15 protein-coding genes are annotated in these 15,553 nt (G+C 49.2%); all 15 read left to right on the forward strand.

All coding sequences use genetic code 11. From position 1 onward, the window contains the following. Positions 1 to 161 precede the first annotated feature (161 nt). The 15 genes from sleB (at position 162) to rny (ending at position 15,502) form a co-directional block, all read left to right on the forward strand. Positions 162 to 971 carry a spore cortex-lytic enzyme gene (gene sleB / locus ABE504_RS15350; protein WP_430090049.1) on the forward strand — a complete coding sequence of 270 codons (810 nt, stop codon included), beginning with the start codon at positions 162 to 164 and terminating at the stop codon, positions 969 to 971. Positions 972 to 1,069: 98 nt separating this feature from the next. Then, entirely contained in the window at positions 1,070 to 2,347 is a 1,278-nt protein-coding gene (yfmF, locus tag ABE504_RS15355) for an EF-P 5-aminopentanol modification-associated protein YfmF (RefSeq protein WP_430090052.1), read from the forward strand. A gap of 3 nt (positions 2,348 to 2,350) precedes the next feature. Further along, on the forward strand, positions 2,351 to 3,634 hold the full coding sequence (gene yfmH, locus ABE504_RS15360; protein ID WP_430090055.1) for an EF-P 5-aminopentanol modification-associated protein YfmH: 1,284 nt from the start codon (positions 2,351 to 2,353) through the stop codon (positions 3,632 to 3,634). 5 nt (positions 3,635 to 3,639) lie between these two features. After that, complete coding sequence (gene ymfI / locus ABE504_RS15365) at positions 3,640 to 4,392, forward strand: elongation factor P 5-aminopentanone reductase (protein ID WP_430090058.1); 753 nt, start codon at positions 3,640 to 3,642, stop codon at positions 4,390 to 4,392. Positions 4,393 to 4,506: 114 nt separating this feature from the next. After that, positions 4,507 to 4,758 carry a DUF3243 domain-containing protein gene (locus ABE504_RS15370; protein ID WP_430090061.1) on the forward strand — a complete coding sequence of 84 codons (252 nt, stop codon included), beginning with the start codon at positions 4,507 to 4,509 and terminating at the stop codon, positions 4,756 to 4,758. 94 nt (positions 4,759 to 4,852) lie between these two features. Continuing rightward, positions 4,853 to 5,704: a hypothetical protein gene (locus ABE504_RS15375; RefSeq protein ID WP_430090064.1), complete on the forward strand. Its 852-nt coding sequence runs from the start codon at positions 4,853 to 4,855 to the stop codon at positions 5,702 to 5,704. Between the two features lie 132 nt (positions 5,705 to 5,836). Beyond that, on the forward strand, positions 5,837 to 6,580 hold the full coding sequence (locus tag ABE504_RS15380) for a DUF3388 domain-containing protein (protein WP_430091341.1): 744 nt from the start codon (positions 5,837 to 5,839) through the stop codon (positions 6,578 to 6,580). Between the two features lie 52 nt (positions 6,581 to 6,632). Further along, complete coding sequence (locus tag ABE504_RS15385) at positions 6,633 to 7,514, forward strand: helix-turn-helix domain-containing protein (RefSeq protein WP_430090067.1); 882 nt, start codon at positions 6,633 to 6,635, stop codon at positions 7,512 to 7,514. Positions 7,515 to 7,654: 140 nt separating this feature from the next. After that, positions 7,655 to 8,146, forward strand: a complete 492-nt coding sequence (locus tag ABE504_RS15390; RefSeq protein ID WP_430090069.1) for a YajQ family cyclic di-GMP-binding protein — start codon at positions 7,655 to 7,657, stop codon at positions 8,144 to 8,146. Positions 8,147 to 8,253: 107 nt separating this feature from the next. Further along, positions 8,254 to 9,585 (forward strand): 30S ribosomal protein S12 methylthiotransferase RimO, encoded by a 1,332-nt coding sequence (gene rimO / locus ABE504_RS15395; protein WP_430090072.1) that lies wholly within the window; start codon positions 8,254 to 8,256, stop codon positions 9,583 to 9,585. Further along, positions 9,582 to 10,166 carry a CDP-diacylglycerol--glycerol-3-phosphate 3-phosphatidyltransferase gene (gene pgsA, locus ABE504_RS15400; RefSeq protein ID WP_430090074.1) on the forward strand — a complete coding sequence of 195 codons (585 nt, stop codon included), beginning with the start codon at positions 9,582 to 9,584 and terminating at the stop codon, positions 10,164 to 10,166. The genes rimO and pgsA overlap by 4 nt, the downstream gene beginning before the upstream one ends. Positions 10,167 to 10,348: 182 nt before the next feature. Further along, positions 10,349 to 11,599, forward strand: coding sequence for a competence/damage-inducible protein A (locus ABE504_RS15405; RefSeq protein WP_430090077.1), 1,251 nt, complete (start codon positions 10,349 to 10,351; stop codon positions 11,597 to 11,599). A 170-nt stretch (positions 11,600 to 11,769) separates the two neighbouring features. Continuing rightward, positions 11,770 to 12,813 carry a recombinase RecA gene (gene recA, locus ABE504_RS15410; protein WP_430090080.1) on the forward strand — a complete coding sequence of 348 codons (1,044 nt, stop codon included), beginning with the start codon at positions 11,770 to 11,772 and terminating at the stop codon, positions 12,811 to 12,813. A 71-nt stretch (positions 12,814 to 12,884) separates the two neighbouring features. Next, positions 12,885 to 13,583 (forward strand): regulatory protein RecX, encoded by a 699-nt coding sequence (locus ABE504_RS15415; RefSeq protein ID WP_430090083.1) that lies wholly within the window; start codon positions 12,885 to 12,887, stop codon positions 13,581 to 13,583. 380 nt (positions 13,584 to 13,963) lie between these two features. Beyond that, a complete protein-coding gene (gene rny, locus ABE504_RS15420; RefSeq protein WP_430090086.1) occupies positions 13,964 to 15,502 on the forward strand; it encodes a ribonuclease Y in 1,539 nt (512 codons plus the stop codon). Positions 15,503 to 15,553 lie beyond the last annotated feature (51 nt).

A 15,553-nucleotide genomic window follows, 5' to 3' on the forward strand; every position in this document is an offset into this window, starting at 1 on the left:
TGCCTTATCTTAATGACATTGACTGTGGAGTGTGTCTTTTTTCTTTTACAGTTGTGCAATGACTGATCGGGATTCCGTATTTCCTGCATAATGGACGCCACGCTTTCTCATAATAAGCAAGAAAAGGTTAGGCAAAATGAAAAGCGAGGTTGATTACGGGAATGACGAAACGGATCCTTCTGATTGCATGCAGCATTGCAGTTGTACTTGTACTAGGCTTTCAACTCAAGGACAAACTCCGTCAGCCAGCCGAGGAAACGTTCAGTTCCAATGAAATTCGCTATGGCGCTACAGGGACGGATGTGAATGAGCTGCAAGGCAGGCTTAAATTCATCGGTTTTTACAGCGGCTCGGTGGATGGTGATTTCGGATATAAAACTTTAACGGCAGTGAAACGGTTCCAAGGCGAATTCGGCATGAAAGTGGACGGAATTGTCGGTTCCAAAACGAAGTTGAAGCTGTGGGAAGCGACGAAAAACTGGAAGCCGACCGGCCCCAATATGGGCGAAGCGAAAAGCGGAAGCTCCGGAAGCGCGGCTGCAGGTGGCGGCGGAGCAGCTGCTTCTACGGCTAACGATAAACCCGCCAATCTGACGCCATCCAACAATCTAGGCTACTCCGAGCAGGATATTAACTTAATGGCCAATGCCGTGCACGGCGAGGCGCGCGGGGAGCCATACATCGGACAAGTAGCGGTGGCGGCAGTTATTTTGAATCGGGTCAAATCGGCCAGCTTCCCGAACACGATTTCGGGCGTTATTTTTCAGCCGGGTGCTTTCACAGCGGTAGCTGACGGCCAGATCTGGCTGACGCCGAACGAGTCGTCGAAGAAGGCTGTTAAAGACGCGCTGAACGGCTGGGACCCGACCGGCGGCTGCATCTATTATTTTAATCCGGCGACCGCCACGTCCAAATGGATCTGGAGCCGGACGCAAGTGAAGACCATCGGCAAACATATTTTCTGTATATAAAAACGAAGGAACATGGAGAAGGAACCGGCATTGGTTGCTTCTCCTCTTCGTATAGGAATATAATGGAACTAACTTAACAATAGAAGGGAGACCGACCTTTGGAGCCAAAATTTGAGCGCAGCACTTTGAAGCACATTCGCCTGCACGTTTTGCCCACGGATCGATTCAAAACGTTTGCCATCTCTGTATACATAGGCCGGCAGCTTGAAGAAGACACTGTGACCGGCACCGCGCTTACGCCATTTATTCTTCGCAGAGGTACGGCATCCTTGCCGGAGACGAAGCAGTTCCGCGAACATTTGGACGATTTGTACGGGGCGGGCTTCGGATTCGATATTTATAAGCGCGGCGATTATCAGATCGTGCAGTTGAAAATGGATATTATTAACGACCGTTTCGTCAAATCGGCGGATTCCCTGCTCAAGCAGGGGCTTGGGTTCGTCGGTGAAACGTTGACACGACCTGCGACAGAGAACGGACATTTCCGTCAAAAATACGTCGATGCGGAAAAGCAAACGCTTCAGAAGCGCATCGAATCCATCATTAACGATAAAATCCGTTATGCGGCCGAGCGCTGCATGGAGGAGATGTGCATCAATGAGCCGTATCGCCTCCATCCGTTAGGCAAAATTGAAGATTTGGCTCAGCTCAGCGCGGCAAGCTTGTTCGAGCAGTACCAGAACTGGCTACGCACGTCGCCGATGGATATTTATGTAGTCGGCAACACGACGCTCGCCGAAGTTGAAGGGATTGTGAAACAGGCGTTCGACATTGACCGCGACGCTGCTGCATCCTATGCGACCTCGGTACCGCGCGGCGCCTCCGGCGAAGTCAAAACGATCGTTGAGCGGCTCGACGTCAATCAAGGCAAGCTGAATATGGGGCTGCGGACCAATGTCTCCTACAAGGATGATCTATACCCAGTAGCGCTCATGTATAACGGCGTGCTAGGTGGGTATCCGCATTCGAAGCTGTTCACCAACGTACGCGAGAAAGCCAGCCTGGCGTACTATGCTTCATCCCGTTTTGACGGACATAAAGGCATCTTGACGATCCAATCCGGCATTGAGATGGCCAATTATGAGAAGGCGGTCGATATTATCCGGAAGCAGCTGAAAGCGATGGAAGATGGCGATATCACGGACATCGAGTGGGGACAGACGAGGGCGATGATCAGCAATCAGCTGCGGGAAATTCAGGACTCGGCGTTTGAAATGATTTCGTTTGATTTTAACGCGATTTTATCGGGGAAAGAGCGTACCGTTCCCGGCTTGATCGAAGCGATTGAGAAGGTCGATATTCCGGCGATCGCCGAGGCGGCGAAGCGGGTTCAGCTCGATACGATATACTTTTTACGGGATCAGAAGGGGGAGTAGGGCATGCAAACAATTCCATACGCGCAGCTGGGTGAAACCATTTATCATGAAGTGCTCGATAATGGCTTGCATGTGTTTGTTCTTCCGAAGGAAGGCTTTCAAAAAACGTACGCCACGTTTTCCACGAAGTACGGCTCGATTGACAATCATTTTCAGGTGGCAGGCAAGCCGGAAGTGCAGGTACCGGACGGCATTGCGCATTTTCTTGAGCATAAAATGTTTGAAGAGCCGGAGGGCGATATTTTCGCCACATTTGCTACGAATGGTGCCTCTGCAAATGCCTTCACCAGCTTTGATCGGACGGTATACCTGTTCTCGTCAACGGACCGTTATCTCGAAAATTTAACGACATTAATTAATTTTGTTCAGAATCCGTATTTTACCGACGAGAATGTGGAGAAAGAAAAAGGCATCATCGGCCAGGAAATCAAGATGTATGAGGATAATGCAGACTGGCGCAGCTATTACGGCCTGATTGAGGCTTTGTACGCCAAGCATCCGATTCATATCGATATTGCGGGGACAGTCGCTTCTATTTCGGAAATTACGAAGGAAACGCTTTATGAGTGCTACCACACATTTTACCATCCTAGCAATATGAGTTTGTTCGTTGTGGGCGGTGTGAATGCGGAAGAGGTAATTAACCTCATTAAACAAAATCAAGCCGCGAAAACATTCCCGCCACAGGGCGCGATCCAGCGCTTCTTTCCAGAGGAGCCTGCTCAGGTGAGAGAAGCGCAAAGGCTGATGCATTTGCCCGTTTCCATGCCCAAGTGCTTGATGGGCTTTAAAGAACAGCCGCCTGTCGAAACGGGGAAACCGCTTCTGGTCCGTGAACTGACGACGAAGCTGATGCTCGATATTCTATTCAGTTCCAGCTCGGATATTTATCAAAGCCTGTATGACGACCAGTTGATCACGGATAACTTCGGTCATGAATACAACTGCAGCGAAGGCTACGCCTTCTCGATTGTTGGCGGCGATACGAAAGATCCGGAAGGGCTGATTGCCCGAATCCGCGAAGAAGTGGAGCAGCGCAAAGCGGCGGGCGTGGATCCGATCGCTTTCGAACGGAGCCGCAAGAAGAAAATCGGCAATTTCCTCCGCATGATGAATTCCCCTGAATCCATTGCCAATGAGTATACGAAGTATCGGTTCAGAGGCATTGATTTATTCGATATTTTGCCGGCATATGAACAAATAACATTAGAAGATGTGAACGCGCGTTTCCGCGAACATTTTGACTGGTCGAAGCTTGCCGTTTCCATCATTCGGAGCCGCGAATAGCAGGTATGACGAATAAACCGTTTCACGAGCAAACGGTGTTGATTACGGGAGCCAGCAGGGGAATTGGCGCCGCAATCGCGCAGCGTTTTGCCGCGGAGGGCATGCAGATCGTTATTCATTATCGGGAATCGCATGAGGCGGCCAATGAAGTGGCTCGGGCTTGCATGAAAAAAGGCGCCAAAGTGCTGACCGTTTCCGCCGATATGCAGTCTCGGGATCAGATTCTCAAGATGCGCGACAAATTGGAGCAGATGGGGATGGTGCCGGACATCGTCGTGAATAATGCTGGCATTTCTCATTATGGATTGTTGACCGACATTTCCGAAGATGATTGGGATTATGTGATGAATGTGAACCTGAAAGGCGTGTTTCTCTGCTCTCAGGCGTTTGTCCCGGCGATGATTTCGCAGAAGTTTGGGCGCATCATTAACGTCTCTTCCATCTGGGGCATATCCGGCGCGTCCTGCGAAGTTGCCTATTCTACAGCCAAAGGCGGACTTAACGCATTTACCAAGGCGCTTGCCAAGGAATTGGCCCCGTCCGGCGTCACGGTGAACGCGGTCGCCCCCGGCGCGGTGGAGACGGATATGATGGCCGGTTTTCACGCTGATGAGAAAGTCGCGATTGAGAATGAGATTCCTGTCGGCCGCTTTGGGATGCCGGAAGAAGTCGCTTCGCTCGTGTACTTCCTGGCCCTGCCGGAGTCGGGCTATATCACAGGTCAAATCATTAGCCCCAATGGCGGCTGGCTGACTTGATTCTTATATTTTGCCATTCCTGCATTCATGGACGCATCGCATAATTGAGGCTTGAGAAGCGCATATTACTTTTTGTAATGACCATTTCTCATAACTCAAAGGAGGCTTCTTACAATGGCAACTGTACTTAAAGTGTTCGACAAATGGAAAGAATTTTTGGCTGAACGCGTGAGTCAGGCTGGGCATGCAGGAATGAATGAGGAAACGATCTCTAAGCTCGCATTTCAGATCGGCGAGTTTCTATCGAACAAAGTAGATCCGGAAAATGAACAGGAACGTTTACTTAAAGAGTTGTGGGATGCTGGCGATGAGCAAGAGAAGCAGACAATCGCCCGCCTCATGGTAAAATTAGTAGACAAAGGTTAATTACCGTTTTACAATTTAATCAGGTATAATGGGAAAGCCTCCTTTTCGGAGGCTTTTGCATGCTTTCATAGCAAAGAAAGGATTAACGACAGGTATGCGTACGCTTCGAAACGGAATGGTCATTATTTTACTTATCTGCTTGCTTGCCGGCTGTACAAGCCGCGGTATTCCAACAATCCAGCAAGACATGCTTGATCGAAAAATATCGGTGCTGATGCTTTCAAGCGCTGAACTCCCAGACGCGGCGAAACAATCGATTGAGCAAGGTTTGCTAAAATGGCGGGATCAAAGCATGATCGCGTATGATTGGGTAAAGGACTTGCAAACGGTGGATGCCGGGGCAGAGGCCAAATTGAAAACGGCTTCGTACGATTATATATATGTGGCAGGCAATAGCTTGTTCTCATCCGCGGCGGTTTGGATGCAGGCTAACCCGACCGCAGGGAAGTGGACCTTTCTGCAGAGCGAGCCTGATGCAGCCAATCAAGGTGCCGCAATTGCCGACAAAGCGGCACTGCTGCAAGTAGATACGGCTCAAATTGAGACGATGAAAACGACTTGGGTTCAAAGCCTGCTGGACCAACAGACGCCGATCGAATGGGTCACAAAGGCCGAGCGGCCAATTCCTTCCGCATGGGCGCCTTCCGAAGAGAGCGATCATATTGTATTGCTGGACAATAACCCGCAATGGTTTCAGCAGCTTGCTTTTCAAGTGAATCAGCATCATGCGAAATGGGCCATTTTCTATACGCCCGCTGAAGAAGCTCAGATTCAGAAAGCCAAGACGCTCGGCATTTCCGTAATGGATTTGACGGCAGGCCTATCCGCGAATTTGAGTTGGGATGACATTTTAGCGAATCGGTTAGGGGTTATGACCAATCACAGTTGGCAAACAGGAGTTCAAAATTACAATTTGCAAGAGCTAAAAGAACTAAAAATGAAATAATCCGGCTTGTCCTTTCAGGTTAAGAAGGATATTGATGAATTTTGTAGAAATGTTTAAGATACGCAGATTAGTCGCTGTTCATGCGGCATACAACTGAATGAGGTGGAATACGTGGACGTTAAAGAATGGTACATGGAATACAAAATTCACAAAAACCGGCCGGGTCTCCTGGGGGACATTGCTTCCCTGATGGGGATGCTGGATATTAATATTGTGACGATTAACGGGGTTGAGGATCGCACGCGCGGCATGCTTTTGCAGACCAACGATGAAGAAAAAATTGACTTAATGGGTAAAATGCTAAAAAAAGTAGATAATATTACTATTACTGCTTTAAGACCGCCCAAATTAGTGGATATTTTGGCTGTACGCCATGGCCGCTACATCGAGCGCGACTCCGACGACCGCAAAACTTTCCGTTTTACGCGCGATGAATTGGGGCTTCTCGTCGATTTTCTGGGTGAAGTCTTTAAACGTGAAGGCAATCAGGTTATTGGTCTGCGCGGGATGCCGCGTGTCGGCAAGACGGAATCCATCATCGCCGGCAGTGTCTGCGCCAATAAGCGTTGGACGTTCGTGTCGTCCACGCTGCTCAGACAAACGGTCCGCAGCCAGCTTTCCGAGGATGAAATGGCGCCTAACAACGTTTACATTATCGATGGTATCGTTTCCACCATTCGTTCCAACGAGAAGCACTACGGGCTGCTGCAAGACATTATGTCGATGCCGTCGACGAAAGTGATCGAGCACCCCGATATTTTTATCCGTGAATCCGAATATACGTATAGTCACTTCGATTATATTATTGAACTGCGGAACAATCCGGATGAAGAAATCAATTACGATTCGTTCACGTATACATCTGAACCTTTTTAGGGGATGTATCGTCCATTTACGAGGATATTCTTCTTGATGAGGAGGTGACCATGTGTCTGCTGACTTAGGGTACATACTGCGTAAGACCAGGCTGGAAAAAAAGATGTCGCTCGACGAGCTGCAAGAAGTGACGAAGATTCGCAAACGGTACTTGGAAGCGATTGAAGAGGGGAACTACAAGGTTCTTCCGGGAAGCTTTTATGTGCGGGCGTTTATTAAAAGCTACGCGGAAGCACTTGGGCTGGATCCAACAGAAGTCTTGAGCATGTATCAATCGACGAATCCAACGCCTGTTGTGGAGAAACCTGCTGTTGAAGCCATCCGGCCAAACCGTTCGAGCGTTCATAATACCGAGAAATTGAGCAGATGGGCCTCCAGTCTAATGTTTGTGTGCTTCATTTTGCTGATTTTCGGGATTGTGTATTACTACACGTATAAAAATTATAAGGGGACTCCGGCTGACGAAACGCCTTCACAAACCTCGACATCGCGCATTACGGATTCAACGAATCCGAATTCCTCCCCCGGCACGTCGGTGAACGCGACTGGGGCGAACAATCCGTCTCCGATTGTCTCCGCAACGCCAACGCCTGCTCCGACGCCGACCCCGCCGGCCGTTCAAGTAAAATTTACTACGGCGGATAAAGGCGTTGACAACTATGCGGTAACAGGAGCGCCTAAGCTAAGCATTCAAATGACAATTACCGGTCCCTGCTGGATTCGAATCGATGCGGTTAAAGGTGACGGTAGCAAAGAAATGCTGAGACAGAAGCTGTATAACGCCGGAGATACGGATACGTTCGAACTGGATAACTCGGCTTACTTGAATGTAGGAGCGGCAAGCGCGCTGCAGTTGAATGTCAACGGAACGCTTGTTCCAGTCGGCGATACGCCGAATCCGAAGCGGCTGCAGCTGAACCTGCAGAAAAGCTAGCTTTTTGACGCTTCCTGCGCTTTCCCCGGAAATAAAAATGAGGCTGGGAAATATTCGCGTGCATGCACCGGATATTTCCTTTTTTATGCGTTCTTGCTATAATGCAAGAAGTAATTTGAAGGAAAGGGTGTTCGTGAGAGATGAGTTCAGAAAGCTCTTTTGATATTGTTTCCAAGGTGGACATGCAGGAACTGAACAATGCGATCCAGCAAGCGGAGAAGGAAATGCTGAATCGTTTTGATTTTAAAGGGAGTAAGAGCTCCATCAAGTTGGAGAAGGATCAGCTCGTGGTCGTTTCTGACGATGAATTCAAGCTCCAGAACGTACTGGACATTTTGCATGCCAAAATGACCAAGCGCGGAATCTCTATCAAGAATCTCGATTATTCCAAAGTGGAACCTGCGTCTGGACAGACCGTCCGCCAAAAAATCAGCTTAAAGCAAGGCGTCGATCAAGAGAACGCCAAGAAGATCAACATTTTGATCCGTGATTCCAAGCTCAAAGTCAAATCGCAAATTCAAGGTGACCAAATTCGTGTCACTGGCAAAAGCAGAGACGATCTTCAAGCCATTATCGCCTTGCTGCGGAAAGCGGAAATCCCGCTCGACCTGCAGTTTGTCAACTTGAAATAATCCAAAGTCCCCCTATGGAAGTAGGGGGCTTTTACTTTTTGACACCCCATAGGGCATGTATTATACTGATAGGTAGCGTTCGAGGACTATTGGAGGTTGTTTTATTCATGACAGAGAAGGTAAAAGTTGTTACGCTCGGGTGCGAGAAGAACCTGGTCGACTCCGAGATTATGTCAGGGCTGATTCATGGCCGCGGCTACCAACTGGTTGATAATAAAGAAGAGGCTACGGTCATTATCGTAAACACTTGCGGGTTTATCGATGCGGCCAAGGAAGAGTCGGTCAATACCATTTTGGATATGGCTGAACTTAAACAGACCGCCAATTTGAAGGCGTTGATCGTTTCCGGTTGTTTGACGCAGCGTTACAAACAGCAACTAATGGATGAAATGCCGGAGATCGATGGCATTGTCGGTACCGGTGATTTTGATAAAATCAATCATATCGTGGATGAAGCGCTGCGTGGCAAGAAACCGGTTCTGATTGGGAATCCGGTATTTAACTATGACGCGGATCTGCCGCGCCTCGTGACGACACCGCGTTATACGGCTTATGTGAAAATTGCGGAAGGCTGCGACAATGCGTGTACGTTCTGCTCGATCCCGATTATGCGGGGAGCTTTCAAGAGCCGGACCATCGAGTCGATCGTAGCGGAAGTCGCAAATCTGGCGGCGCAGGGCGTGAAAGAAGTCAGCCTGATTGCGCAGGACTCCACGAATTACGGAACGGATTTGTTTGAGGGCCGCTTCATGCTTCCTACTTTGCTGAATAAAGTGAGCGAAGTGGAGGGCATCGAGTGGGTGCGTCTGCACTATGCGTATCCAGGCTTCTTCAGCGATGAACTGATCGAAGTGATGGCGAACAATCCAAAGGTTTGCAAGTATATCGATATGCCGCTGCAACACAGCGAAGATTCGATTTTGAAAAGGATGCGCAGACCGGGGCGTCAAAAGGATACCCGCGAATTGGTTCGTAAAATCCGTGAGGCTATTCCGGACGTTGCGCTTCGCACGTCCTTGATCGTCGGTTTCCCTGGCGAAACAGAGGAAGATTTTGAGAATCTGAAAGAATTCGTTCGCGAGATGCAATTTGATCGCCTTGGCGTGTTCGCGTATTCCCAAGAGGACGACACGCCTGCATCGCGTCTGCCGAATCAGGTGCCGGACGAAGTCAAAGAATATCGCGCGAATGTTATCATGGAAATTCAGCGCGAGATTTCCAATCTCCGCGGCGGCCGCCGCATCGGTCAAGAAATTGATGTCTTGATCGAGCGTTATGACGGAAGAAGCGACGTTTATGTTGGTCGTTCGCAATTCGATGCACCGGAAATCGACGGCGAAGTCTTCGTCTCGAATGCCAAACTGAACATTGGCGAGCTGGCGAGAGTCCGCGTTACCCATTCCTATGAGTTCGATTTGTCCGGGGAGGTCATTGCATGAATCTGGCCAACCGCATCACCGTAGCGAGAATTTTATTAGTGCCGATCATCATGTTTTTTCTGTTGGTGAAGGTGAAATTCCCACATATACGGATAGAGGAATTCAGCATCACGTATAATCAAATTATTGCCGCTTTAATTTTCATTATTGCGGCGAGCACAGACAGTTTGGACGGCTATATTGCCAGAAAACGCAATCTCGTTACGAATTTGGGCAAGCTGCTTGATCCCTTGGCGGACAAGCTGCTTGTCACGGCCGTGCTCGTCTCGTTGGTGGAAATGGACAAAGTGGATGCCTGGATTGTCATTGTCATCATCAGCAGGGAGTGGGCCGTTACTGGTCTGCGGCAAATCGCCCTGCTCGAAGGAACCGTTATGGCGGCCAGCAAGTGGGGGAAAGCGAAGACCGCAGCGCAAATTACTGCGATTATCGCCCTGCTGATCAATAATTTTCCGTTTACGTTCCTTGATTTTCCTTTTGATGTGATTGCCAGCTGGGCGGCAGCCATTATTACGGTTTATTCCGGTATTGAATATTTCGTTAAGAATAAGCATGTTATTGATTTTACAGATAAGCAGTAGTACATAGGGAGCTTATCGAAAACACTGCCCGCAGTTTTAGACAAAGCCTCCGGGCTTCACGGAGATTTGTCTGAAACATAGCGTTACTTGGTTTCGGAAAGTTTCCATAGATGCCTCTAATCACGGCCGCACCATGCTGGCCTGATTGGAGGTTTTCTCACTTTGAGGGGGAGATGGTACGTATGAAGGCGGAGATTATTGCTGTAGGAACGGAACTGCTGCTGGGACAGATTGTGAACACGAATGCGCAATTTCTGGCGCAGGAATGCGCGGCGCTGGGCATCAACGTATACTTTCAGACGGTTGTCGGCGATAACGAGCAGCGGCTGACGGACAGCTTGAAGCTGGCGGCTTCAAGGGCCGATGTTGTGATCTGCACAGGCGGTCTTGGACCGACCCAGGATGACCTCACGAAGGATGTGCTGGCGGCTTATGCAGGCTGTAAATTAATCTTACACGAGCCCTCCATGGGGGCGATTGAAGATTTGTTCGCCTCCCGAGGCATCCATATGGTGGAAAGCAATCGCCGGCAAGCGCTCATGCTGGAAGGCAGCACGCCGCTGCCCAATGACGCCGGCCTTGCCGTTGGGAATGCGATAACGATTGAGGGGACACATTTTGTTCTGCTGCCCGGCCCTCCCAAAGAAATGAAGCCGATGTTTACGAACTATGCGGCCAAATGGTTAAGTACGTTAATGAATGAGCAAGTGCCTCTCTACTCTAAAATGCTGAAGTTTGCCGGTATCGGGGAGTCGACGCTGGAGCATCAGCTGCTGGACCTGATTCAGACGCAAACGAATCCGACCATCGCCCCTTATGCCAAAGAAGGCGAAGTGGCGATCCGTCTAACGACCCGGGCGCATACGGCGGAAGAAGGCGAGGCGTTGATGGCGCCGACGATGCAAGAGATTCAGGGCCGTGTTGGCGAGTACCTCTACGCCGTTCAGGATGTGCCGCTGGAGGCTGTAATCGTGCAGAGGCTGACGGAGACCAAGCGAACGTTAAGCGTCGCAGAGAGCTGCACAGGAGGTCTGCTCAGCGATCTTATTACCGGAGTCTCGGGCAGTTCGCAGCCGTTTCTCGGCGGCATTATTTGTTACACGAATCAAGTGAAGCACGGCTTGCTCGGCGTTCCCATGGACGTTCTAGAGGGAGAAGGAGCTCCTGGGGCTGTCAGTCGGGAGACGGCGGCTCTCCTGGCTGAGGGGCTGCTGCGCACGCTAGGAAGCGACTTTGGCATCTCTGTGACGGGGGTGGCCGGGCCGAATCCGTCGGAGGGGAAGCCGGTCGGGCTTGTGTATGTCGGCTTGGCACAGAAGGGCAAGGAGACGCAGGTGTTCACGCTGCAGCCCTCGGGCAGCCGGGGCATGATCAAGCTGCGGGCCGCTAAAAGCGCACTCTACCAATTATGGAAGCAGTTGAAAGAAAACTAGATTTCCAGTATAATGGGAAATATGTTGACGGAAGAACCGCGGCAAAGCGATAACTTTGTTGCGGTTCTTCGTTTGTTCGCAGAAAAACGAATGTATGTTCGAAAAAATGCTTGGCAAACGGACCAAAACAAGTTATCATATACCTATAATGATAGAAGGAAGTGGTCGTTTTGTCAGATCGTCGTGCCGCATTAGATAACGCATTACGTCAAATTGAGAAGCAATTCGGTAAAGGCTCCATCATGAAGCTCGGGGAATCAACGCACATGCAGGTTGAAACCATTTCATCGGGAGCGTTGGCACTTGATATAGCGCTAGGAATCGGCGGATTCCCGCGCGGAAGAATTATTGAAGTTTATGGACCGGAGTCTTCCGGTAAAACAACTGTCGCTTTGCATGCAATCGCAGAAGTGCAAAAGGTTGGCGGACAAGCCGCGTTTATCGACGCTGAGCACGCGCTTGATCCTTTATATGCCAGCAAGCTGGGCATTAACATCGACGAGCTGCTGCTTTCCCAACCGGATACTGGCGAGCAGGCGCTTGAAATCGCCGAAGCGCTCGTGCGCAGCGGCGCGGTGGACATTATCGTTATTGACTCCGTCGCAGCGCTCGTTCCGAAAGCGGAAATTGAAGGCGACATGGGGGATTCCCACGTTGGTTTGCAAGCACGTCTGATGTCTCAGGCACTGCGTAAGCTGTCCGGTGCCATTAACAAATCCAAAGTTATTGCCATCTTTATTAACCAGCTGCGTGAGAAAGTCGGCGTCATGTTCGGCAATCCGGAGACAACGCCTGGCGGACGCGCATTGAAATTCTACTCTTCCGTTCGTTTGGATGTTCGCCGCGTCGAGACGATCAAACAAGGCAACGATATGGTAGGGAATCGCACGCGCATTAAAGTTGTGAAGAATAAAGTCGCACCTCCGTTCAAGCAAGCGGAAGTCGACATTATGTACGGCGAGGGGATTTCTCGCGAAGGCAGTATTGTCGACATTGCGACAGAAATGGATATTATTAATAAAAGCGGCGCTTGGTATTCGTTTGAAGGCGAACGCTTAGGTCAAGGACGCGAGAATGCAAAGCAATTCTTGAAAGAGAACAAAGCGATCTCCGATACAATCGAAGGCAAAATTCGCGAAAACAGCAATTTGATTAAAGTCGTCGGCCCGAACGTTGATGAGGAAGATGATGAAGTGGAATTAGAACTTGAATAAGTGAAGTTGAGTCAAGAAGCACCTGACACCTTGTGTGGAGGTGCTTCTTTTTTGAATGGAGCGAATATACAATGAGTGAGGAACAGCCACGAGTACTTGTCATTACCAAGGTAGAGAAGCAGCAGCGCGGCAAGCATCGTTACAATATATTTTTAAACGAAGAATATGCATTTTCTGTACATGAAGATATTTTAGTGAAGCATCGCTTGAATAAAGGCGAGACATTGTTCCAAGAACAACTGCAAGCGATTATGCAGGATGAAGAGCGGAATTTGGGCTATGTGAAAGCGCTGCATATGGTCGGGAGGAGACCCCATTCCTTGGCCGAAGTGAAGCGGAAGCTCAAGGTGAAGGGCTTTGAGCCGGACATCGTTTCGTGGGTAGCGGATAAACTGATCGAACAAAACTACATTAACGATGAACAATACGCGAAGATGCTTACGGATCATCGCGTCGTCTCGCAGAAGAAGGGCAGGAATCTCATCCGGCAGGAACTGCAGCAGAAGGGGATTCACAAGGATGTGGTGAAAGAAACCATCGGATCGATCAATCCGGAGGATGAATACGCCGCTGCCTTCAAGATTGCGCAGACGAAATGGAAACAGACTTCCGGCAAAACGTTGGATCGCAAACGAAAAACCGCTGCGTTTCTCATGCGAAGAGGGTATATGGGCACTCTCGTGCAGAAAGTGTTAAATGAGCTCAGTCAAGGCACGGAGGACGACGAGATAGATTTCGCCGATGAACATGATTCTGGCGATTTTTATTAATGGAATTAAATAATTGGCATTTAATTAATGCCATTAATGAAAATTAAAGGACAGCAAAATGGCTCTCACTTGGACATTCGCTTGACAAGCTTCTTCGACAAAAGCTAAAATAACAATGTATATTTTCATAATGTAATCAAAATCATACTATTTTCATTGATTTTGAGCTGACAGCTGTAAAAATCGCCAATTTTTGCACTGTTAATTATGGACAATTAGCACGCTTACGTCTATTGGGACGATCGTGCGCATTCCTTTAAAAGCCATACTCCGCAGCATTTGGGGTATGTACGACTAGCCAAACAATTGAAAATCGGAGTAAAGAACCGAAGGGTATCCCAAGCTCACACCTTGGAGAAACCAACGAGGAGGTGAACAAGATGACGATCGTCTGGATCGCGATCATTCTCATTGTTGGGGCTGCATGCTTAGGGATTGGTTATTTTATCCGAAAATCTCTTGCAGAAGCGAAAATTTCCAGTGCTGAGACAGCCGCTGAGCAGATCATTGAAGCTGCAAAGAAGGAAGCCGATGCGCTGAAAAAGGAAACGGTTCTGGAAGCCAAGGACGAAGTGCACAAACTGCGGACCGAAGCTGAAAAAGACATTCGTGAGCGTCGTAACGAAATTCAACGACAAGAACGGCGACTGTTGCAAAAAGAGGAATCCCTGGATAAAAAATTAGAATCCCTTGAGCGCAAAGAAGAGTTGGTTGCCAACAAGGAGAAGCGGATCGAAGAAACACAATCACAAATTGATCAGCTTTATAAAACACAAGTCACAGAGCTTGAACGCATTTCCGGTTTGACGATGGAAGAAGCGAAATCGATCATTCTTACCAATGTAGAACAGGAAGTACGTCACGAAACGGCTCAGCTTATTAAAGAGATTGAGCACCAGGCGAAAGAAGACGGAGAGAAGAAGGCACGCGAAATTATCACACTCGCTATTCAGCGTTGTGCGGCAGATCACGTAGCTGAAACGACCGTTTCCGTCGTCTCGTTGCCTAACGAAGAAATGAAAGGCCGGATTATCGGTCGTGAAGGAAGAAATATCCGTGCATTGGAAACATTGACGGGCATCGATCTCATTATCGACGATACACCGGAAGCCGTTATTCTATCGGGCTTTGATCCGATTCGCCGCGAGATTGCCCGCACATCCCTCGAGAAACTCGTCGCTGATGGTCGTATTCATCCGGCGCGCATTGAAGAGATGGTGGAGAAATCCCGCAAAGAAGTGGACGAGCGGATCCGCGAATACGGTGAACAAGCGACCTTTGAAGTTGGTGTTCACGGTCTACACCCCGACTTGATTAAGATTCTTGGACGTCTAAAGTTCAGAACAAGTTACGGTCAAAACGTATTGAAGCATTCTATGGAAGTGGCTTACCTGGCCGGATTAATGGCTGGAGAGCTCGGGGTAGACGTAACTTTGGCGAAACGTGCCGGGCTGCTTCATGACATCGGTAAGGCGTTAGACCACGAAGTAGAAGGTTCACACGTAGAAATCGGTGTGGAAATCGGCAAGAAATACAAAGAGCATCCGGTCGTTATTAATAGTATCGCCTCCCACCACGGCGATGTGGAAGCAACGTCGGTTATCGCGATGCTGGTTGGCGCTGCAGACGCTTTATCTGCTGCAAGACCTGGCGCACGCCGCGAGACGCTGGAGACGTACATTAAGCGTCTGGAGAAGCTGGAAGAGATCTCAGAGTCCTTCGACGGTGTCGAGAAGTCCTACGCGATTCAAGCAGGCCGCGAGGTTCGCGTTATGGTTCAGCCGGAGAAAGTGGACGATACGGAAGCATTCCGTCTAGCTCGAGATATTACGAAGAAAATCGAGGGTGAACTCGATTATCCGGGACATATTAAGGTTACGGTCATTCGCGAAACAAGAGCAGTCGAATATGCGAAATAAGTAACGGATGGGAAAAGTGGCTGACAAGGCCACTTTTCCTTATTTTTTCTC

The sequence above is a fragment of the Paenibacillus oryzisoli genome (genome assembly GCF_050467285.1).
Lineage (GTDB): Bacteria > Bacillota > Bacilli > Paenibacillales > NBRC-103111 > Paenibacillus_E > Paenibacillus_E oryzisoli_A.